Below are 21,689 nucleotides of genomic sequence, written 5' to 3'. Positions count from 1 at the left end.
TTCGGCCAAAAAATGGGGTACCGGATGCTATGGTTGAATTTCACTTGTGCGGTGCGATGGCGGTATTGCTCGTCGGACTGAAACCGGGCCCATTGCGGACATTGGCTGAAGGCACCAGGATTTTGCACCGCCTCCCAGGTTTACTACGAAGGCACAGCGACTACACTTGGTATGGGTCGCGGAAATCAGGTGCGTGGCCTTCTCAATTACTTCCACGCACTACACGCTGTCGGAAAGAGCAGTTGCATGCTGCACACATTGTTCGTGCGGCATGCTCGTCTCGCTGGTCCATCAAACAGGAGGATGCAATCATGCAAACTGTTATAAGGAGATTTTCCGGAAAGGGCGCAAAGGAGTTGTTCGATCTGCTGGAGAAGCGCACGGCTGACGTCGAGGAGCTGATGCGTTCGGTCAAAAGCTTTGTCGGCTACACCCTCGCACGCAGCGGCGATGGCGGATTCTCGGTGACTGTTTGCCAGGACAAGGCAGGCATTGATGAAAGCGTGCAAAAGGCGAAGGACTGGATCGCGAAAAACGCCGAAAGCACGGGCGTGGGCGCGCCGGAGATATCGGAGGGATCAGTCCTCATTCACCTGAAGTAACTTTGCCTTTCGACTGGCAGCGCGTGAGTTCAGCGGGCGGATTGGGACGCACGCACCGACCGCTCCTCACGCCCACTTCTTGCCGAGTTCGTCCAGACCGGCCTTTTGCAGATCCTCCGGGCTCATCACAATGCGGAACTTGCAGTTGGCCCGGAAGTTGAGAAAAAAGGGCTCCGCAAAAGCGGGAACGTCGTATGAATCTTCTACATTGATCAGGAAGATCCCACATCGCATTCCGTCTTGCTCAGTAAAGTACACCGCCTCCGGCTTGATAGTTTCCAAGATACGCCCAATAATCTCACCCGCCTTCCCGCCTCTGACGAGGGAGTTGAAGGGTTCATGAGGGATCTCGACCGTAAGTAGCATCTTCATAATTCAATTCTCCTTTCAACTTGTCGCCCTGAAGCCAGACGTTGGCCTCTGGCACTCATGCCGCCTGACATGCATTCAACGGACCCACCGGTCCGTCTATTAAGAATAGCGGAGCGTGAGCTAACGTCCATGTATGGTGTGCGGGTGGCCATGAGGCCTGGCGAGTTCGGACGGTGACACCCTTTCGCCATGGCAGACGTCGCGCAGGCGGAGCTTCGCAAGGTCAACCTCGTTCGCCAGCGAATTCTCATCGCCCATGGAGAGAGCGGATTGGGAATTCGGCGATCTCGCAATGGGCTGCGGATGGCTTGTCTTGAACCCGGCGGCGTCTCCGGGAACAAGCAGCACCACGCCGCTCGATTTCACGTACGGCAATCTGTTTTCTTCTTCATCGAGCGGCGAGTCGCCAACAAGCCGGCGCACGCGACTCATGCGAAACGTTGAACGGCTGCTTCGGGGGGGACTGACTGGCCGTAATGGATCGGGTTGAGTCGACCGTAGCCTTGCGAGATTCGGTTGCGTATGCTCATTGCATGAGACAGCAGCCGGCCATAAACCGCCGCTCACATGCGTCGTCGGTCGGACATTCAGGGGTCGGCTCCGCCCCGTAATCGGCCATTCGATTGTCAAAGGCGAACGCTCCTTCATCGGCCATTACGGTCATCCGCAACCGTCGTGTCCCGTGCGCACGAGCGGCCGCTTACAAGCGAAGCCTCGGACCGGAGGCCGTGTAATAGAACTGCAATCCATCCTGTCCGTCAGAACACCACGAAAGCTTTAGCAAACCCGGACGTCGCCATCAAAGTCATTTCAGTTCAACTGCGGTTTAGCAAAGCGAGTGTCGGGCAGATCCGGATTAACTGTCGCCTGCTCGATCACAATTCGTTCCGGCTGCCTCATGCCCTCACCCGCCGTCTCCATCACGAACGGGATCATCACACCGTTGACCTTGCGGTAGTCGCGCAGCGTCGTGACCATCGTCCGCGTGCGCGTACCGACCTGCCGGGTACCATCGACCTTGACATCAAGAAAATTCCCTGCGTCCACCCAAACGTGGCGGACGTCGCCGTTTTGCAGGGTGACCTTCAGCTTGTACGCACGGCGCCCATCTACGGGTTCGACGCCTTCCATCGCAATCTGGCTGCCTTTGGCGGCAGCGTCGATCAGCAGGCCATCGAGATCCTGCTGGTCGGCGGCGAGCTTCAATTCGGTGGGGTTGAACGGTTGCACGGTTGAATAGCCGAGATACGGACGCGAGTACCACCCTGCAGTGCCGTCGTACACCTGCACCGCGGTCTTTCCAGCAAAGTCGACTTCAAGGCGCACCTTGCGCGGCCGCTTCATCTCGATACGGTAGGGTAATGCAATCACGGTGCCCTCCATCGCGCCGCCCTTGCTGGTCATGGCCTTTTCGAACATGTGACGCTTGGGCGACGAACTGGGCGGGTTGTCGACTGTTCCTTGCGGCTCAGGGTGAGTACGCCCCACATCCATCTTGCCGGCGAAAGACACGGCATGCACCGCACGCCACGCTTCAAGACCGCCACGCGCGGCGACATTTTTTGCCACCACCTGTGCGGCGCTCATGGTGGCTGTCTCGGCCATGCTCGGCGCCGGAGCCAACAGGGCGAGCGCAATGCCGGCGACGAGCATGAGGCTCGCGCCACGAAAATTCAGGTCTGCGTGCTTCATCATTTGAACCTCATCTGCAAAGAGCCAGGTCAGACTATTCGACGATCAGGTCGTCCGCGACGAACTGGCCAATCTCAATGTTTATTCGATTTCCACGCTTCACAATCTGATTGGCATTTCCAAAAATCATGTAGTACGTCCGACCTTGCTCCGGCACCGCGGTCTGCCGCAACTCACCGGTGTTTTCGAGCGCTGGAACAGCCAGCTTGGCACCGCTTGCTTCATCGATAAGATACGGTTTCGCATGACTGTCGAGCAGCGCCTTGGCTTTGTCCGGATCGGTCACGCGATACTTGAACTGCAGCATCCAGCCCGAGGACACCAGTTTCACGCCAACAATATCGACGCCCCAGTTGCTGTCGAAATAAGGCGCCCGGCGGACCCGCCACGCGTGCGCCGCATCGCGGGGATCCACCGCGCTGGTAGTGGCGGGGCTGACGCATGCGCCCTGCCCTGCCAGTACCAGCAAGACGCACACCCCGGCCAATGCGCGCAAGCCTGGACGCATCATGGAGCCCCCGGCAGAGTGATGCCCGGAATGGCTAACTGCGGCATAGTCACCCCGGTTAGCGGCATCGTCGCCCCGGTTAGCGCCTTCACCTGCCTGGCGACGGCAGCGAGCATCGACTGCGGCGTCAACGCGAGCGCCCCTGGAACAGTCACTTGCGTGGCGCCGATGTCGACTCCTGACACGCGCCCCACCGCCGGACGTGCCGCGCCGCCAAAGTCAAACCTTGTGGCAGCGACAAGACTCTGCGGGTCGGCGAGCACCCCGTTGTTGTACGCAGATCCTGTACCCGTCACGTGGTAGTCGCCATACGCGACATAGCCAGGTTGCAGCGGATCGGACAGCGACAGCGGACCGTATTTGAGGTCGACGAAGTTGCCCGCCTCATCCAGCGTCACGCCCGCAGCGAGGCTGAACGGCGGCAGGAACGGCTGGCCGGGTTCGAACTTGAAGGCCGGGTTGGCGCGCGGGCCATTGCAATAAATCTTCGTGAGGCCCGGATCGTTGGTCGAGACGCCAGCACCCGTCGTGCTGTCGTACACGGAACCGCCGGGTGACACCACCGAATTGTTGATATCGGTCAGCCGGAAGCTGGACGCAGTGGCCGAACTGTCGCCAACCGTGCCGATATCCCAATAGGCGGGGGACCCGGTACAGGCGCCCGCAGCGGGAGACACAGGCAACACGGTGCAGCTCTGCCCCGCATCGGCAACGTTGTTGCTCGAGCAGACTTTGGCCGCGCCCGTGCTGGCGTCGACGAAGAACGACCGGTTATGCCAGATGACGTCGTTAAACAGTACCGGGTTCGAGTAGCTGTTATGCGCCTTGGTCGCCGTGACCGGTACGCCAGCCGACGCGGTTGCCGGCAAGGCTGCGAGCAACGCAGATGAAGTCAGCTCGGTACTGATGCCAGCCGGGCTCGGGTACGCCGTGGTCGGCCCACGCCCACCGGTGCCGAACAGCGACCCGACAATCGCCGCGCTGTCGTTGCTGGCGATCGTATTCTCATGGATCGCCGCATTCAACACATCGACGAGAGAGATGCCGCCGCCGGACCAGCCCGCAACGTTGTTGGCAATAATGTTGTTGGTGACCGTGGCACGGTACCATTTCGCCGGATTCCGCGGGTTCGTCACAACGTCGTTGCCGTTCACCTGTTGCAGGCGGATACCACCGCCGTGCCCGCCCTGCGCAAAGTTTCCGACAATCAGGTTCGAGTCGATCGTGATGTTGCCCGTCCCGTTCGACAGCGTGGTGGCAGATGTCAGATCGCCTTCGATGTCGATACCGCCACCGTGCACGGCCGACGTCTGCTGCCAGCTCTGGTTGAACAGGATCTTGTTGTGCGCAATCGTCCCGTTCATGTTGACACCGATCGCGCCAATGCCCCCACCATTGCCGTTGCTGTAGTTGCCACAGATGAAGTTGTAGTTGATCGCGTAATTGTCGGTACCCGTGCAGATCGACACTCCTGCGCCGGAGCCGGTTACGTTCACGCTGCCCGCACCGGGCGTCGCCTCAACCGTGCCGTTCCTCGTGATCGAGTTGTGATGGATGCGGACGTTGTTGTCGTATCCATAGCCGTCCGCCGGTGGTGTTTCCTCTTCAAACGGGCTACCGATCCGCACGCCGCCGTGCATCGCGCTGGCGTTGCTGAAAATTCGGTTGTTGGCAATCTCGAGTTTATGCGCCCAGCCGTTGACATAGATCCCGCCACCCGCATCGCTGCCAGTAATGCTCAACCCGTCGATGCGCGAAGGGGCACACAGGAAGTTCGAGTCGGACATCTTCCAGCCAGTCGGCGTCAAGGTGGTCGCGCTCGGGACGCCGTTGTTATACGACGTCACCTTGAAATAGCTGCTTGCCGCATTCATCGGAGAAGCTGGATTGGCACTGCAGTCGCTAGCCGTCAGCGGCGTCACACCATCGAGCCCGACGCCCTTGGCAAGCACCGTTATGCCCGCGCCCTCCTCCGTTGCGAGGATGGTCGGCTCGAGAAGAATGACACCTCCGGTAATCGGCGCTTGCGTCGGCAACGGATCAACCTGCGGATTGGTCACCAGTTCGCCCGCGCCGCCTGTGTCGGCGGTCCCTCCACTGCTGCTCGGCGCAGTCGGGTTGAGGCCGAACAGCTGATTGATGCGCGGCCGCCAGTCGTCGAGTTTCTGCGTCGGATACTTGGCCGCGTTGATCGTGACGGAAGCCGCGCCGACACCCTGCAGCCTGACCGGCTTCCACATGATGACGAGTTCAGGATAGACGCCCGCATCGACGATGATCAGGTCGCCAGGCTTCGCGGCGTCGATCGCATCCTGGATAGGATGCGGGAACCCTGCGGCATGACCGCTCCCAGTGGGGGCCGCAGCCGGGCTGACCACGACCGGCGCCGCGCCGCCGATGTCGACTGTCACGGCATCCACGCTATTCGTGCCGGTGGCATTCGTGATGGTGAGTTCACCCGTGGTCGTGCCGCTGGCAACGGTCCCGGTAATGAGACCGTCCGACCACGACACGTTAGTGAGCGGCACGCCGTTCACACTTACCGTGCCCGCCGTGGCGCCAAAGCCGTAGTGGCGCTTGATCGTGCGCTGGTTGAACGGCGCGGCGGTCGCGCTCGGACCCTGGTACACCGGGTTCGGCACATCGACATCGCCCAGCGCGGTGATACGCAAGGTATGTGTGCCATCGGCTGCCGCCACCCACGGACCCACTTTATCGCCGTCCGCCCGCTTGATCCCAGGCGTGCTATCGGGGTAATCGCAATCCGGCGGGCTGTAGCCGTCCGCGAACGCCGCGACGGGCAGAACCGGCGTATCGAGATACACCGTCGCGCCCGGCATGAACGGATTGGTATAGCAAAAGTTGCTGAACGACGGATTGAAGAGCGGGTCAGTAATCATCTGGCCGTAAGTCGCCGAACCCGGACGCGCATCCAGCACCGGACCGGGATCGTTCATGCAGGTGACGAGCATGTTCGGCGAGTAACCCGCCGGATTCGGCACATTCACCTGCCAGGTGGACGGCGTCATGCCGTTGTAGGTGCCCCACTGGTCCGAGTAGGTGCGCGAGATTTCCACGCCGTTCATGTCGCGAATCGACACCGGTGCGTAAGACGCGGCAAACTTCTCGCCGAAGTCCGGTGATGCGGCGTTGATCTCGCTGGCGGCGTCGTCAAGGATGAGCCCCGTATAGTGCGACGCGACAGGCGTATTGCTAAACACGAAGAAGTTCGCGGGCGCCGACATCTGGTCGCTCAGCGTGACTTCCTTGCGGTCGCACAGCGCCTTGGTCGCGCCAGCAAACGGCGCTACCTGGCCCGAGTTCGGGAAGAGACTCATGAAATCGGGAACGGTATGCTTCGTGCCGACGCAAGCTGGAAACTGCTGCTTCGCGCCTTTGAACCCGAGGGTTGTCGTCGGGTTGTTGGGGTTGCCCGGGTTGTAATACGCGGCCACCTGCGCCTGGTCGGGGATGATGAAGACATTCGACAGCGAGGCGAACTGCTGTGCGGCCGGCGCCACCCATGCGTCGCCGATCAGGATGTTCTTGTCCTCCTCCTTGACGACCTCGTAACCCGGCGGCGCAATCATTTCCACAACGTACTTGCCCGGCGTGAGCGCGTGGCCGGCCGAATCGGTCGTGAACGTGTAGGCGCCGTCGTACACAGCAGGCTGCACCTGATTCCACAAGTGGAAGCCGTCGTAACACCTGAACTGGTTCGATGTCCCAAGCGTGTAGGACAGGAACGGATCAGCCGGATCCTGCCCCGGACAGATCATGTTCGGGGCGCCGCCTGCCGTCGTGCCGTTCGCAAAATCGTCCCAGCTCGTCGTCCTGGTCGAATTGACGAGCGTGAGGCCCACAGTGCCGTCGGCATTCGGGGTTTCGCGGTACAGATTGATCAGCACCCGCGGCACGCCCGGCTCCCACATGAACTGAACCTCGAGGCTCGGGTCGTCGAAACCGCGGGTCGACGCATACACGACCATGCCTTGAATACCGCCGTTTTCGCCGACGGCGAATGGTCGCTTGCCCCAGTCGATCATCTGGGTCTGATTGATGAAGCCTTGCAGCCCCTCATAGAGCACCTTGCCGGAATCGACACGGCTCGTTACGTTCGACACGCCCGGCGGCACCGCGCCGTACGTCTTGCCCGAGACAGGATCGGTCCATGCATACGACGAGTTCAGAATTCCGCCCGTCTTCGAGCACGGCTGCGTACTGTTCTGGTTGCTGCTGCCAAGCGTTCCCTGTCCGGTCGCGGCGTTATACGTGACACAGTCGACAAGACCGCCGCCGTCGACCGTCACGTTGACGCCCGTGCTGGCAAAACGCGTCCTGTCGGATTCGACGACGTACCAGTTGAATAGTGGAAACAGTTCATTGAAGGTCGCGTTGCCGTCGGAATTCGTCAGCAACGTATTCGACACAGACCCGTCACGGAAGCGGATTCGCACCGGCACCTGGGCAACGCCCGCTTCGCCGAGGTCTCGTACGCCGTTGCCGTTCGAGTCGATGAACGTGCTGGCTTCGAGCCGCGTGAACCAGCTGAATACCGGAACATCGCCCATCGAGACCGGCCCTGTCGGAACGAGATTTCCGTTCGTGTCAGGGGTCGGCTTTGCCGTGACCTGCACCGCTTTGGACGCAATGATCTGGTCGAGCCATTGATCCCAGACCACCAGCATATAGTTGCCGACCGGGATATTGTTCAGCTTGAAATTGCCGTTCGGGTCGCAGGCTGCAAAGCCGATATTCAAGCCAGTTTCGCCCTGCTGATTCAAGCCGACGAAACAGGTGGTCGATGCAAGCGGCGCACGCGAGGCGGAATCCCACAATGTTTCCATGACGGGGCGCGACATGTGGAGGCTCGTGATGCGGCCGGTCACTGACGTCGTCGCGAGCGGGATCGGCCCGGTAACGGGCGGCCCCTCCGTATCGCCGTTAGGATTCGTGGGCGGCACCCCGCCCACCGGCACATGTGTTGCGATCACGTTCTGCTGCGCAATGTGCGCGGGATTCACGAAGCCGATGAACGTGTGAAATCCTGGCGGCCCGAACTCCTGGAAGTACGGCGGTTCGCCCGATTTCGTGAACGCGTCCTGTCCGGGCGTCCCTTCGAGCGTGGACACCTGATACCAGGTCTCCCCTGCACCTTCGCGCGCCGCACCCGGGTGCGCAATCACGTCGAACCGTCCCGGCATCAAATTCTTGACCAGCGCCTGGCCCTGCAGCGCGTAATCCGCGGACGGATTGGCCGGGTCCTTCGGATCACTCGGGCAGGTGATGACTACCCCGGTCAAATCCTTGCCTGCATAGCTAGGGTGAGTCGTTGGCGTGGCCGACGCGGTCGGGCTGTAGACATTTGGACAGCCTGGCGTCCCTAGCAGCGCGTTCGTCAGCGGTTGATTGAAAGTATCGTACGTCACCTGGCCGATCGGGTCGCCGCTGCGGCCGGCCACGTCCCAGATCACGATCTCAAAGCCGCCGAGGCCATGTTCATTGGCGTCGGGATCGCCGTTGGTCGGATTGCTGTCTTCGAAGATAAAGATCGATAGCTGCGCCGGCTTGAGCGGGTTGGGCTCAACCTTGATCGTTGCGGTCTGATACGCGCCGTTGACAGGTGGCGGGACCGATATGCCGCTCATGGTGTGGCCGCATTTTGCGTCGTTGGCGGTCGCCGAACTCGGCGTCAGGCAGTCGGGGTTGATGAGCGGATCATTGGCATAGCCGGCGATGAACGGATTCGCTGAATCGCCCGGCAGGATCGAAATGAAATACCACTTGGCAGGATCAAGCGCGACATCTCCCGGCATGGACCGTGGTTTCGCGTTCGCGACCGTGCCGCCATTCGATTGTGCGTCACCACAGCTCAGCGGTCCCGTGCAGCCGGCCGCCACGACAGGCATGTGGCTGCGGAAGAAACTGGTCGCGAGACTCGGCTGCGGTGTGCCGTTGACGACCGGCGGCGTCGTGCCGGGTGTCGGGTTATGCCAGGTCTGGTCCTCTTCGATGATCCAGCCGTAATCGTTCGGTAACGCCATCCCGTTCTGCGCATCCAGCAGATTCACCGGCAAGCCGCTGCCAGCGGGGAACACGACCGTGGCCGTCTGCGCCGCGCTCGACGTGCCCTGCGAATTGACGACGACAAACTGGAACGTGCAGGTCGCCGGCGCAGCCGAGCACGGCGTGGCAGTGAACGAGCCGTCGGAATTCACTGTGACCCACGCGGGCGCCGTGCCCGAGAGTCGCGCGGTAAGCGGGAAATTGCCGGGATCGGCAGCGCCTGCCAGCAGACCGGCGCCGCGCGGCACTTTGATGAGTGACGACACCCGACTCGGATAGGCGCTTGCCGCCGTGTTGTCGTATACGCGTGCGCTCGCGGTCGGCGCAGCGCCCGTCGCCTCGAACGCCAGCGTGACGAGCGCGCAAGCGGTCCCCGCATTGCCGCAGTAGGAGAACGTATCGCTGCTCGGGCTGGTGGTCGGCGCGCTCATGATCGTATAGGTGAGGGCGCCGTTCGTGTTAAGCGTCACCGTGCCGTGGGCCAGCGTGATCGTGGTCGACGTAGCGCCAGCGGCCGGCGTCACGCCCTTGATGACGACGTTGGAAACGCCGATGTCGTTGCTCAACACGTTGTTGCTGAACGTCGTGGCGTTCGGGGCCAACGTGTAATTGTCCGGATTCGCCTGCGCCGCGACCGCCGGCTTCGCACTGCTGCCGATCGTCCGGTTCAGCGCCGCCGCAAATGTGCCGGGACCCGCCGTGACAGTCGTCGCGCTAGCAATGGCCAGGTATCCCTCGAACCCGCCCGCGGTCTCATTGGCAGTCGTCAGACCCAAGGCGCGGTCGAAGAATGCGAATACCGCGTCGACGTACGATGTTGCATTCTTTGCCGGATGAACCAGCGCATCGATGGTCTTACCCGCTGGCATGTTCACTTCGTTCTGCATCTTCGGCATGCCTGGCGCGACATTGCCGTCCTCTGCGATGAGCTGCAACGGCTGACCGACAACGGACGGCACATGAGTACGCAACCCAGCGTTGACCATCCGCACCAGCACATTCCCGCTTAGCGCGTTGTAGTCACTTCCCTTGAGGTCCGGCATCGCCACGGAGGTGCCACTGGGATTGGACTGGTCATAAGACTTGCCGTTGACGAGGAAGTAGGTCGGCGCATAGTTGACCGCAGCGGGGTAGCATGGAATTTGCGCTTGCGCGACTCCGTTGACGACCGGCGCGGCCTTCTGGGATTGCGCGCATTGCTGGTCGTTCCAGCGGATCGTCTCGCTCGTGCCCGCGACAGCCGCTGCGTCCACCGCCGCATTCTGGACGGCATCGATCTCCGATAAGAGCAGAACCGCGTCCATGTCATAAGGCACATCGGCGAGCGAAGCGAGCGCTGGCCCAGCGTTCCGGTAAGCGCCCGGAAACGCCTTGCCCTCGGCATGAGGGTCGTTCGACAGATGGATCTCAGCTTCCTGGGTGCCGGCGCCCTCGACTTCGTACAACGGCGCATAGGTGACGACCAGCACGCCGTACAAACCCATCGGAGCCTGCATCGACGGATGGCTGCCCGTCTCATAGAGGTACGTGCCCGGCTTGAGATACGTTGCTTTCGCACCCGCCGCTGCGATGTTGGTATCCCATGTGTAAGACACCGTTCCGCCCGGAGCTGCCTCCTGCGCAAACGCGCGGGCACGAGCGGCTTGCTGCGGCGGAACAAATCCTGCCGAGCCAGCGGGCACCGCCGCGTTCGCTGGCCACGTCGTCGTGGTCACCGCCGGATGGACAATCGGCGCTGCATCGCGTGTCGGCTTGCCGGCGCTGCCGCCAATCTGGCCGAGAATCACCAGTGACGTTGGGGTTCCGGCAGGCAGACTGTTCGTGAGATTGATACGCAGTTTGTTGCCGACCGGCACCACAATGGTCGGCCCCGGCGCCCAGACGTTATTCGGCACCGGCGTGGTCGATCCAGCGGACTTCCGCGAGCAGACATTGGCGTTGTCCAGCGTGCCGCCCCCGAGTGCCGCACCCTGCGTCGGGTCATTCGTACAGAAGCCCCACATGGGAACGATCGCTCCGTCCGGGAGCGTCGTCGACATACGCTGCGCAGTCAGATTGACCGTCGTGACCGTTTGCGCGGACGCGAGCGATGCCAGGAGCATCGTCACGGCGCACACACACGCTGACTTCGATGTCAGTCGATCGATCAGGGATCTCATGCTTACGACTCCTTTGGCGCACTCGTGTCACTGCGACTCGTCAATCTTCGCGGCCGGCGGATCGATGATCATCATCATCATCATGCCGCCCGGGAAGACGTCGTTGGTTGTAATCTCGCGCTCGTCGTGCGAGTGCCACATGAAGGCGTAACCAGCACTGGGGTTCTGGCTTGCAAAACCCGGCGGAAGCGGAGTCGAGATGAACTGTGCACTTCCGCTCGGAATGCTTTGCAGACCGAGATAAGGCGTCCCGCCATACCACAGACCGTTGGCAACGATATTCGGGTCAGGCGGCGTAACCGGGATCGGCTTGTTGTGATCCGCACACCATTCGCCGTAGTTCGGAGTGACGCCCGGGATCGCGGCCGGATTGCTCGCGTTGGTGTAGTAGCCGTTGAGGTCCGGATAGCACGGCGCCGGGTCGCCATTGCCGGCGGTGCTCGGTCCTGCTGGCGCACCGGCATACGTGTGCCCATAGACATCCCAGTTCAGCCCCTTGCCGGTCCATTGAAACAGCGCGTCGACGGTCTGCCCCGATACCGTCGGGAACGTAAAGATCAGAGGCCCTGCAAGGCTGAGCTGATCGACTGAGGACAGCAGAAGGTTGCCGTCACGGGCAAGCACACGCGCGTGATTGCCGTGGATGTGCAGTGGATGCTGTATGCGGCCTTGACCCACCGCACGGATCAGCATGGTTTCGCCGGGATGCAAGTGCGGATTGCCGTTGTACGGTTGATTCGGATAAGCGGACGAGTACGGGCCATCCATGTCGTCCGGCATCGAGCGGCCGTTAATCAGAAAATAGTTCGGGTGGTACGGCTCGGTTTGCACGGCGATCGGCGCGCACGTCGCCGTTGGAGTGGCAGCGACTCGCGCATCGCAGTCCGTCACCTGCTGGAGCGCCGCGAGGTGAATGTTTGAGTCCATCTCCATGAGCTGGAACAGATATTCCCGGTCGTAACAGGTTTGCGGATGGTCGTAGGCCGCCGTGGAGAGCCGGTAGTCGGCCTGGGATCCAAGCGCGCCTGGCGTCTGACAGACCGCGGGAGGTGTCTTCGGCAAGACGATGACGACGCCGTAGAGCCCCATCTCGATCTGCAACTCAGGTTGCGTGCCGCTGTGGTAGACGTACGTGCCCGGCTTCGTCGCCGTGAACGAATACGTTACCGTGGTCCCACGTGTAGCCTCGCGCGCAAGAACACCTGCTACGCCCTTGGTCGTCGACACCTTGAAGCCTGGGAAGATGATCGACGTATTACCCGCGGCCACCGGCAATTCATTCGTGAGGTTGACCGTCACCGTGTCGCCTTCAGTGACAATCAGCGTGGGACCGGGCAACTGCATGACCGCACACGTGCTGATGGCAGTCAGCGCCGCGGGCGCGTAACCTACGGGCGCCGCGGCAGCGATCAGCCCAACCGCGCTTCCGGCCTTGCCGCAGCCGAAGCCCCACGTATAGATCGATGCGCCATCCGGCTGCGAAGTCGACCCAGCGCTCGCGACCAGATTGAATGTCGGGTTTTTTGCGCCACCCGTGATTCCCGGCACAGCCGCGCGCGCCAGTCCGCAACACATGCTAGTGACGACAGCCAGAATCAGCAGCATCGACATCGACCGGACGACGACCCCACCGCAGGTCTTGAATGAGTACATGACGGGCCGCTCCTATAAGACCCGGATCTCAGTCATCATTCCGCCGAAATTCTCGGCGTCGTTCGACAGGTGATCGAGCTGTGTGGTGTAGAGGAAGTACGTACCCTGTGGAATGTTCGTCACGTCGAGGATCACGTCGGCGGATTCGCCGCCGCCTATGGTCAGCGAGTTCGTCGTGTAGTACATGTTTGCGCCGGCCATGTCGCGTAACAGGCGCGCATGAAAGCCGATGACGAGCATCGGCACGCCTTCGATCGCAAGCGTGTGATATTCGGTGACGCTCAGGTTGGACACACGCAGCAACGCACGCGTCTGTCCCGCGGTCTTGTTGATTGTGATGAGGGTCGGCATCGGTTGCGACACGCGCGATACGCCATCTGAATCGAGTGTCGTAATAGCCCCGCTTGCGGTCGGGTTCGTCGCAGTGGTTGGCAGTTGCGCATAACCTGGCACGCCGATCGTATCCGGATAGCTGCGACCGCTCAGCAAGAAATACTTGTCCTTCATATCCGCAAACGGTTCGGGATTGAAGGTCATGCCAATGAAGTGGAAGTTCGGATCAAAGCCCATCATCTGGATCGGATACTCGACATCGTAGCGAGTCGAACCGTCGCCGTCGTTATAGGCGTACAGCGCGCCCGGAGCCTGCACTGCACCCGTATCCTTGCGCGGCAGCGGCGTTGAACACAGAACGTCTTTCCGGCAGTCTTCAGGCGGGAACGATGCATTAAGATAGTGCGCATTCGACGCAGTGCTGATCGGCTGCATCGGGTATTCATAGTCGTGTAACGCGGTATAGAGATTCGCGCCCGGCTTCAGGCGGTTCTGACGGGGACGCACGTAGAGTTGGCCTTCCATGCCCATTTGCAGATGCTCAGGCGGCGTGATATGGCAATGCCAGAAATAAGTTCCTGCGTCGGGTGCGGTGTAATAGTAGGTGAAGCTGCCCGCAATATTGATGGCCACCGATGCATCGGGTACGCCGTCAAAGAAAGACGACGCATTTGGATAGCCGTGGAAATGCACGGTGTGCTGCTCGAACAGGTCCGGGCGCATGATCATGCCGACGTTCGATAGCGTGAGGTAAAACTCGTCGTCCTCGTCTAGCGCCATCGTAGGCGCAGGCGCCTGGCCCGCGAGCACGCCATTGTTCATCATCAAGGCGGGCTCCTTGATGGCAGCGTTATTGGGCGCAATGCCGTCGCCCGGGAAAGTCGCGCCTACGAACGTGCTGTTGAATACCGACGCAGGCTGGGTGCCCGGCAGACCCATCGAAATATCCGCAAGGCCCGAGAGCGGGCCGAACGCAAACAGATAGATTTGCTGACCATCGGCCATCGTTGCGTAACCGTCGCCGCCCGAGATGTGCTGGCATTTGATCTGGGGATTCGCGTTCGCTGCGGTGGGTCGTGCCGGGTCGCCCTGCACCATCGAGTCGACTTTGCCGTCGAGCGATTTGTGCAGCGTGGTGCCGTTCGGACACTGCACGCGGAATGACTGCGCGAACGCCGGTATCGAGACGACGAGAAAGAAAAACGCGGGCAGCACGATACGAAACAAGCGAGTACCAAACATAGATCCCTCCGCGAACTGACGAACTGCCTGCGCAACATACGCCGGCATCCAGCCCCGATCCTTCAGATATCCACGCTTGGCCCGCCTGCTCGGGTATGCACGAGCGGCGATATGTTCAGCTTACGTTCGACATGTCTACATCTGCGCACGACCTTCGAAAGTCGCCATGCGGTGGATGATGCTGTCTACGAGCTGTTATTCCTGAAATCAAACTGCCAGGCTAGTGTCTTGGAAATGAAAGCACGCGTCATTGGAGAGAGACCCGCAAAACACAGTAGGAGATGTCCGCCTCGGTGCATGCGCGACCCGATTCGAAAAATGCGAATAAGCGATCGATGCGTGGAATCGGGTGATTTCAAAATGGGGAAAACACCCAGATTGAAAATCACCCAATCTGGATCATCATTCTGGCCAGCCAGTACGCCGCTGCAGACCCGACAGCTCCTGCGCAGCGGGGTTATCGGCCAGTTCGAGGAACCCCGAAAAAGCGGGCCGATTTAGTCTTGCGCGGAGGCGCGTAAAAATGATCCGCTTAGTGTCCCCCTTCCTAGGCCTCTTAGGAGCCCACTTAAGGGCGCCAATATGAGATTCCTGACTTCAGGCGTGCTCGCGTTCCTGCTGATAAGCCGCCTTGCATTTGCAGCGGACGCATCGAGCGCTGAGGCGCTGTATCGCAACGGCATCCTGCCGTCGGGCGCCCCGCTTGTCGGACAGCGCCTCGCAGGCGCATCAGTCAAAGGCGCCGATGCAGCGTGCGTCAATTGCCATCGTCGCAGCGGTTTCGGCACCGCGGAAGGGCAAATCATCGTCCCGCCCATCACCGGACACTATCTGTTCCGCCCAGCAAGCAGTGCGAACGACGATATGGACTACCGGTACATGCCGGGATACGTCAATCTCAAACGCCAGCCGTACATCGATCAGACGCTGGCGGAAGCCATCCGTCATGGGACGGGCCGGGACGGCCGCCCCCTCAATGAATTGATGCCGCGCTTCGATATCGACGACAACACGATGACCCAGTTGATCGACTATCTGCGCGGACTGTCGAGCACCCTTTCGCCCGGCGTCACTGAGGACACGCTTCACTTCGCTACGATTACCACTCCGGATTCGGACCGCACGAGCCGCGACGGAATGCTAGCGGTAATTCGACAGTTTTTTTCCGACCAGAACGAATTTCTGCGAGGCGGCGTCAAGCCGATGCAAAGCGACCGCAACGTGTTCTACCGGGTGAAGCGTCGCTGGCAGCTTCACGTGTGGGAACTGAGTGGACCACCGGAGACATGGGAGCGTCAGCTCCATGAGCATCTCGCCACCGAGCCGGTGTTCGCCGTCATCTCAGGCATCGGCGGCAACACATGGGCGCCAGTGCATCGATTCTGCGAATCCGAGGCACTGCCCTGTCTGTTTCCGAACGTCGACGTCCCCGTCATCGCCGAGCACGACTTCTACAACGTCTACTTTTCCAAGGGTGTCCTGCTTGAGGCCGAGCTGATCTCGGCGCGTCTGGCGCTCCCGCAGAGCGCGGCACTGGCGCACGGGAAATCGTCCGCCGACCGAAGGGTGGTTCAAGTCTTTCAGCGAGGCGATGTTGGCGAAGAGGCGGCCGCGCATCTTGCGGCCCAACTTGCGGCAGCCGGTAAACCGCCGCCGCTCGACCTGCCACTCGACAGCGACGCCGCGCCAGGCGCGATCAACCGGGCATTGACTGGAATCAAAGAGGACGATGTGCTGATCCTGTGGCTGCGGCCGGGCGCACTTGCTACATTACCCTCCTCTGCGCCCAGGGCTACCGTCTACGTGTCCGGATTGATGGGTCGCCTTGAGCATGCGCCGCTACCATCGGCCTGGCGCGAATCGGCGTTAGTCACCTATCCGTTCGATCTTCCTGTGCTGAGACGGGTCGCGATGAATTTTCCGCTCGCCTGGTTCAATATACGGCACGTACCGATACTGGATGAACGCGTGGAAGCAAACACGTACCTGGCATGCCAGATACTGGCGGATACGTTGTCCGGCATGCTCGATCTGTTTCATCGCGACTATCTGGTCGAACAGCTCGAAAATATGCTGAGCCGACGGCTGGTGAACGGTTATTTCCCTCGCTTGAGCCTCGCGCCAACGCAGCGCTTCGCGTCAAAAGGTGGCTATTTCATCAAGCTTTCCGGGAGTACGTCCGATGCGGTTTCGCCGCAAGGCAGTTGGGTCGTTCCCTAGCACTATTGCGTCCGTGTGACGTGAAAATCGCATAGCGGACCGGTTCACCCCGGTGTGCCCAGACGTGTAGCCGATTATCTGGACAACCGCTCTGAGCCGACCCGAGCGCCGTTCGCAACAGCCACATCCTGGCCTGGATGTTGTGGGAGCGGGCCTCGTTCGCGAAGGACTGGCGCTGAACGCATTGACGTCGATTGTCCTTTGTCCTGATCGTGACAGAAAACCTTAAGCGGACGCTCGCGCCGGCCGCAATCGGTTGACCGCGAACGTCGGCTCAGGCCGAACGTGCCGGCCGCTGCCGAGTTACGGATGACCGTTGAAACTCGGAAGCGGCCGTTGACGTGGTGTCGCCGCCAATGGCAGTTGTGGGTTGCGGATTCAACCGGTGGATGCAACAGATTGGTGAAATCGTTCGGCGGGCGTCTCGTAGTTCAGGGTCTTTCTTGGACGCTCATTCAGTCGCCGCGCGACGGCATTGAGTTTGGCCTGTGAATACACTGAAAGGTCAGTTCCCTTAGGGAAATACTGTCTCAGCAGTCCGTTCGTATTCTCATTCGACCCGCGCTGCCATGGATGCTGCGGATCACAGAAATAGACTTTAACGTCCGTGGCCACTGTAAAGCGTCTATGGTCCGTCATCTCAGTACCCCGATCCCAGGTTAGCGATTTATAGAGTTCCTGCGGCAACTTGCAGGCATGCCTGATCAGCGCGTTGATAACCGTCTCGGTGTCCTTGCTGGCGATCTTCACCAGCATCACATAGCGCGTCTGGCGCTCGACGAAAGTCGCAATCTGGCTGCTTGCGATGCCGCATAACAAATCCCCTTCCCAGTGACCGGGAACGGCGCGGTCTTCGACTGCAGCGGGGCGTTCGCTGATCGATACCGTATCGTGAATCCTGCCGTGATCTTCCGTCTTTTGCGTGTGATGGCGCGAGCGGCGCATGGCCCGGGTGCGCCGCAAATGCTCTAGCAACTCCTTCTTGAGCGCACCACGGGCCTAGACGAAGAGGCTGCGATGATGGTCTCGTGCGACACCTGGAAGTCCTCGTTGGCCGGGTATGTGCGCTTCAGCCACCCGGCAATCTGCTGCGGCGACCATTGCACCTTGAGCCTGCCTGCCACGATGTTTGCCAGCGCCCGGTTCTCCACCAGTCTACAGACTTTCGGGCGCCGTCCCCGATCCCAGGCGAGCTGGTCGGCCTGGCTCGCACGGTAGCCTTCCTGCCCGCCGTTACGCGCAATCTCCCGGCCGATGGTCGAAGGAGCTCGTTCGAGTTGCACCGCAATCGAACGTATCGACCGGCCTGCAACCAGCGGCCGCGAAATCTCCTCGCGCTCAGTCAGCGTGAGTGCCAGGCGGGAGCGATGTCGCGGTGCCGGCCGGATGCCGCCCGTCTCGGCCAGAATCCCTTGTACCGATGAGTGATTTCGATCAAACAGCTGGGCGATCTTCTGAAGAGATTCGCCCTTCTGCCAGCGCTCCCACATCAGCGCCTTCTGGCTATCCGTGTAATAAATCCGTCGTCTCTGCTTCATCTGCAACACTCCTGCTGCTTGCGCAGGCTTAAGTGTGTTGCATCCACCGGTTGAATCCGCAGTCGCAAGCGGCTATTCAACGACAGTGCGATTTCCATGCGGCATTACCCGTTTCTGACTAGTGAAGACGAATTCGACCAGGTCTTCTCTCGTATTCGTGACCGATGGCTTATGTACCGGGCCGATCCCGGTAAACAACGTGTCGGCGAACCTATCTGCACAACGATGGCCGGAGAGTGAATTCGACGATCCCGATGGTCATTTGCTTGAGGTCATGACCCGCCCTTAAAGTTGGCGACTAAAGGTTTGGCGCCTAAAGGTGCACAAACGCATTGCTCCTCTAAGGCGATGCAAATCGTTTCGCCGCGACAGCCACATGAAGCGGCGCATCAATGTGGCCTCTCGAGCGGGCTGGCGCGTCGCTCATCGCGCGCCGGCGATGGCGTTTGTCGATGAAACGGCATGGCCAAGCGACAGGTAGCTCCGGTGCAGTAGCGATTCGATAGTTGCCCAATCGGCGTCGGTGACGCTGCCCGCTTCTTCACGGGCGTCGCGATGCAGCATCGCTTGCGCGCGCAACTGGCCGTGTTCGAGTGTCGAGCCCGCGGGCACCCTATACAGCGATGCGGCAGCTTCAGCACACGCGCTGCCCAACGCGCCGGGCGGATAACGTTCACGCTGCCGGTGCACGATCCACCATTCCAGTTCGAGCGCGGTGGTGCGCGAGACATCGAAGTCGCGGTTCCCCGTGTTGCGGATCAGGCTGAAATAGGTTTGCAGCGCCGGCAACGCTTTTTCGTAATCGCTGCGTTCCTTGCCCTCCTTGAAGGTGAATGCGGCTGATGCGCCGTAGTAAGCGCCGACGTACGACCTTAGCCACGGAAAGTGGTATTGCGTGCGCAGGGTTTGCGCCAGTTCAAGAAAGAGCGCCACGTGCTGGCGGTCATAGTAGGAGCGCCATATTTTCGTTTCGAGTGTCCCCGTCGCGATGGGATCGAAGCGGCTCAGGTCACGGTGCAACGGCCAGAAGAGATCGGCGGCGGCATAGCCGATCAGAACGACAAGCAGGGCCAGGATCGTCCGTCGCCAGCGTCCTGGTCCGGCTGCAAGGATCATGCGGTGCCGCAGGCCGTGGCTGCGGGCGCGCCCGGTTGTGTTCATGTCGAATAGCGTCGATATCGAACGTGCGTTGAACCCTCTATTTCACTACGCGCCCCAGCACCTCGCTCAGCTCGGCGTCGTCAAGCACTGGGACGATGTCCAGCGCCATCAGATCGCTCCACTGATAGGCGAACTCGGTGAGTTTCTTCATATCATCTGTTTCGAGCAGATCGAACCCTGCGCCCAGATCGGCTCGCGTCCACCGGCCCACCAACCGGACGCCGTCAGGCGGGAGCCCGCCGGTTCGCTGAAAGCGCGCAATGGCTTCGGCACGCTGTTGGGTATCCGGTGCCCAGTGAAAGGTCATCATGAATTTCATGGCTGTGTCTCCTGACGGTGGCTCGTCCACCTGCTTCAATTTATACGTTCGATGGCGGCATATGGATGCAATTGGGTGTGTGCACTGCAACGCAAGTCGACACAGGGAGCAGATCGGGACGAACGCTTACATCGGCGGGGAAACCGGCAGTCATTCTGTTTGCATGCGTCGCCTCTAAATACCCCTTGCCGCGTATTCCGCCCGTCATAGTGCCGTCATGTTGCTCACGACAGACTGCAGTCGGCCCAGGAGCGGACGCAAGTTGACGTGGCCCTGTCATCGGACACTCACAGGATCGCGGGGAAATGGTTTGACTGCCGAGCATGGGGTATAGAATCGGCAGCGGTACTTTTCCGCGACGCGCTTCGTGATCATCGGCGGTCGCAGGGGCCGCAACGGTTGAAGGTGACTCAAATGACGATTGAGTACTTTGCAGAGAGCAATCCGGGTACCCGAAACCTGCCGCGCTCGCTAGCGACAAAAGCCGGCGACTTGGTGTTTGTATCCGGTCAGGTAGCCAGAGACGAAGTAGGTAGCATCGTCGCTGGTGGGATAGAAGCGCAGGCACGTCAGACATTGAAGAACGTCGCTCACGTACTCGCGCTTGCGGGTTGCACGCTCGAGGACGTCGTGAAAACCACCGTCTGGCTTGAAGACGCTCGCGACTTCGATGAATTCAATCGCGTCTACGCAGAGTTCTTCCCCGGGAACAAGCCGTCACGTTCGACATTACAGGCGACGAACATGGCCGGCACCAAGATAGAAATCGAGGCCATGGCTTACAAGCCCTGATGAAGTTGACCCGGGAAAACGGACACCTATTCTTTTGAAGAGGAGGTGCCGTCATGGGCCAGCATCGGAAGCCGTACCCGGCGGAATTCCGGGCGCAGATGGTGGAACTGGTGAAGGCGGGACGTACGCCTGAGGAATTGGCGCGCGAGTTCGAGCCGACCGCGCAAAGCATCATCAACTGGGTTGCGCAGGCCGATCGTGACACCGGCATGCGCCACGACGGGTTGACCACGGCCGAGCGGCAAGAATTGACGCGGCTGCGTCGCAAGGTCCGTCAGCTCGAGATGGAGCGCGACATACTCTCTCACGCGGCGGCCTGGTTCGCCCGGGAGACCGGGGTCGTACCGCCGAAGGGTACGGATTCATGAAGGCGAACCGGGTTCGCTGGCCCATTGCCACAATGGCGCGGCTGCTGCGGGTCTCCACCAGCGGCTACTACGCGTGGTTGGTACGAGAGCCGTCGAAACAGGCATGCAGTGATGCGCAGTTGCTTTCGCATATCCGTCCACTGCACGCGAGTTCGCGCGGCACCTACGGCGCGCCGCGCATCCATATCCAGCTTGGGCGCGAGGGCGTGCATGTCGGACGCAAGCGCGTCGCGCGTTTGATGCGCCTGGCCGGTCTATGCGGGGCAAGCCGTCGGCACTGGAAGCAGACCACGCGAGCTCGCGCGGGGGCACGGCGCGCACCTGATCTCGTACGCCGTCACTTCAGTGCCGACGGGCCTAACGTGCTGTGGGTGGCAGACGCCACCTACATTCCGACGAGCGAGGGATTCCTGTATCTGGCGGTGGTGCTCGATGTCTTCAGTCGCCGTGTCGTGGGCTGGGCGATGTCCAACCATCTGTACACGGAGCTGATGCTGCGTGCGCTCGATATGGCGCTCGCGCAGCGTCGGCCCGAGCATGTCATTCATCATTCGGACCAGGGGTGTCAACCCGCATTCAACCGGTCGTCGCAACACCCTGAAATCCGGGAGTTGCAATGGGAACAGAAAAACATGGCCGCTGTCGGCGTGGAGTGCGTCCGGCG

General features: G+C 60.9%; 14 protein-coding genes and 1 pseudogene. 6 read left to right on the top strand and 9 right to left on the bottom strand.

From position 1 onward, the window contains the following. The first annotated feature begins 311 nt into the window (after positions 1–311). Positions 312–602 (top strand): hypothetical protein, encoded by a 291-nt coding sequence (locus tag P3T21_RS31535; protein WP_429259865.1) that lies wholly within the window; start codon positions 312–314, stop codon positions 600–602. Positions 603–668: 66 nt separating this feature from the next. On the opposite strand, the gene P3T21_RS31530 is transcribed toward P3T21_RS31535, so the two are convergent. Then, the gene (locus tag P3T21_RS31530; protein WP_429259864.1) at positions 669–974 is read right to left on the bottom strand and encodes a panthothenate synthetase; all 306 of its coding nucleotides are present in this window, start codon (positions 972–974) and stop codon (positions 669–671) included. Positions 975–1,163: 189 nt separating this feature from the next. Between P3T21_RS31530 and P3T21_RS31525 the strand changes: the two genes are divergently transcribed. Further along, positions 1,164–1,418, top strand: coding sequence for a hypothetical protein (locus P3T21_RS31525; RefSeq protein ID WP_429259863.1), 255 nt, complete (start codon positions 1,164–1,166; stop codon positions 1,416–1,418). 366 nt (positions 1,419–1,784) lie between these two features. Here the strand turns inward: P3T21_RS31525 and P3T21_RS31520 are convergent, their stop codons facing one another. The 5 genes from P3T21_RS31520 to P3T21_RS31500 form a co-directional block, all read right to left on the bottom strand. Beyond that, a complete protein-coding gene (locus P3T21_RS31520; protein WP_429259862.1) occupies positions 1,785–2,627 on the bottom strand; it encodes an outer membrane lipoprotein-sorting protein in 843 nt (280 codons plus the stop codon). A gap of 73 nt (positions 2,628–2,700) precedes the next feature. Further along, positions 2,701–3,135, bottom strand: a complete 435-nt coding sequence (locus tag P3T21_RS31515; protein ID WP_429259861.1) for a hypothetical protein — start codon at positions 3,133–3,135, stop codon at positions 2,701–2,703. A 38-nt stretch (positions 3,136–3,173) separates the two neighbouring features. Then, the gene (locus P3T21_RS31510; protein ID WP_429259860.1) at positions 3,174–11,399 is read right to left on the bottom strand and encodes an SdrD B-like domain-containing protein; all 8,226 of its coding nucleotides are present in this window, start codon (positions 11,397–11,399) and stop codon (positions 3,174–3,176) included. Positions 11,400–11,426: 27 nt separating this feature from the next. After that, complete coding sequence (locus P3T21_RS31505; RefSeq protein WP_429259859.1) at positions 11,427–13,052, bottom strand: multicopper oxidase domain-containing protein; 1,626 nt, start codon at positions 13,050–13,052, stop codon at positions 11,427–11,429. A 12-nt stretch (positions 13,053–13,064) separates the two neighbouring features. Then, a complete protein-coding gene (locus P3T21_RS31500; RefSeq protein ID WP_429259858.1) occupies positions 13,065–14,627 on the bottom strand; it encodes a multicopper oxidase domain-containing protein in 1,563 nt (520 codons plus the stop codon). A 582-nt stretch (positions 14,628–15,209) separates the two neighbouring features. On the opposite strand from P3T21_RS31500, the gene P3T21_RS31495 reads away from it, so the two are divergent. Then, positions 15,210–16,847 carry a c-type cytochrome gene (locus tag P3T21_RS31495; protein ID WP_429259857.1) on the top strand — a complete coding sequence of 546 codons (1,638 nt, stop codon included), beginning with the start codon at positions 15,210–15,212 and terminating at the stop codon, positions 16,845–16,847. A 378-nt stretch (positions 16,848–17,225) separates the two neighbouring features. On the opposite strand, the pseudogene P3T21_RS31490 reads toward P3T21_RS31495, so the two are convergent. The 3 genes and pseudogenes from P3T21_RS31490 to P3T21_RS31480 form a co-directional block, all read right to left on the bottom strand. Beyond that, a pseudogene (locus tag P3T21_RS31490) lies at positions 17,226–18,385 on the bottom strand (IS30 family transposase). Between the two features lie 423 nt (positions 18,386–18,808). Continuing rightward, a complete protein-coding gene (locus tag P3T21_RS31485) occupies positions 18,809–19,546 on the bottom strand; it encodes a hypothetical protein (RefSeq protein WP_429259856.1) in 738 nt (245 codons plus the stop codon). A gap of 37 nt (positions 19,547–19,583) precedes the next feature. Beyond that, positions 19,584–19,865, bottom strand: a complete 282-nt coding sequence (locus tag P3T21_RS31480) for a DUF3303 domain-containing protein (protein ID WP_429259855.1) — start codon at positions 19,863–19,865, stop codon at positions 19,584–19,586. A 414-nt stretch (positions 19,866–20,279) separates the two neighbouring features. On the opposite strand from P3T21_RS31480, the gene P3T21_RS31475 reads away from it, so the two are divergent. The 3 genes from P3T21_RS31475 to P3T21_RS31465 form a co-directional block, all read left to right on the top strand. Continuing rightward, a complete protein-coding gene (locus P3T21_RS31475; protein WP_429259854.1) occupies positions 20,280–20,657 on the top strand; it encodes a RidA family protein in 378 nt (125 codons plus the stop codon). Between the two features lie 53 nt (positions 20,658–20,710). Continuing rightward, positions 20,711–21,025 (top strand): transposase, encoded by a 315-nt coding sequence (locus tag P3T21_RS31470; protein ID WP_429259853.1) that lies wholly within the window; start codon positions 20,711–20,713, stop codon positions 21,023–21,025. After that, a partial coding sequence (locus P3T21_RS31465) for an IS3 family transposase (RefSeq protein ID WP_429259852.1) occupies positions 21,022–21,689 on the top strand: 668 nt, incomplete at its 3' end. The genes P3T21_RS31470 and P3T21_RS31465, both read left to right, overlap by 4 nt.

The organism is Paraburkholderia sp. GAS334, from assembly GCF_050436625.1.
GTDB lineage: Bacteria > Pseudomonadota > Gammaproteobacteria > Burkholderiales > Burkholderiaceae > Paraburkholderia.
The sequence above is the reverse complement of the archived record's forward strand: the minus strand, read 5'-3'. Positions and strand labels throughout refer to the sequence as shown.

What these genes read in the sequence shown, in the direction of transcription:
- P3T21_RS31535 (WP_429259865.1), top strand. Translation starts at nt 312, where the DNA reads ATGCAAACTGTTATAAGGAGATTTTCCGGAAAGGGCGCAAAGGAGTTG.
- P3T21_RS31530 (WP_429259864.1), bottom strand. Translation starts at nt 974, where the DNA reads ATGAAGATGCTACTTACGGTCGAGATCCCTCATGAACCCTTCAACTCC.
- P3T21_RS31525 (WP_429259863.1), top strand. Translation starts at nt 1,164, where the DNA reads ATGGCAGACGTCGCGCAGGCGGAGCTTCGCAAGGTCAACCTCGTTCGC.
- P3T21_RS31520 (WP_429259862.1), bottom strand. Translation starts at nt 2,627, where the DNA reads ATGCTCGTCGCCGGCATTGCGCTCGCCCTGTTGGCTCCGGCGCCGAGC.
- P3T21_RS31510 (WP_429259860.1), bottom strand. Translation starts at nt 11,399, where the DNA reads ATGAGATCCCTGATCGATCGACTGACATCGAAGTCAGCGTGTGTGTGC.
- P3T21_RS31505 (WP_429259859.1), bottom strand. Translation starts at nt 13,052, where the DNA reads ATGTACTCATTCAAGACCTGCGGTGGGGTCGTCGTCCGGTCGATGTCG.
- P3T21_RS31500 (WP_429259858.1), bottom strand. Translation starts at nt 14,627, where the DNA reads ATGTTTGGTACTCGCTTGTTTCGTATCGTGCTGCCCGCGTTTTTCTTT.
- P3T21_RS31495 (WP_429259857.1), top strand. Translation starts at nt 15,210, where the DNA reads ATGAGATTCCTGACTTCAGGCGTGCTCGCGTTCCTGCTGATAAGCCGC.
- P3T21_RS31485 (WP_429259856.1), bottom strand. Translation starts at nt 19,546, where the DNA reads ATGAACACAACCGGGCGCGCCCGCAGCCACGGCCTGCGGCACCGCATG.
- P3T21_RS31480 (WP_429259855.1), bottom strand. Translation starts at nt 19,865, where the DNA reads ATGAAATTCATGATGACCTTTCACTGGGCACCGGATACCCAACAGCGT.
- P3T21_RS31475 (WP_429259854.1), top strand. Translation starts at nt 20,280, where the DNA reads ATGACGATTGAGTACTTTGCAGAGAGCAATCCGGGTACCCGAAACCTG.
- P3T21_RS31470 (WP_429259853.1), top strand. Translation starts at nt 20,711, where the DNA reads ATGGGCCAGCATCGGAAGCCGTACCCGGCGGAATTCCGGGCGCAGATG.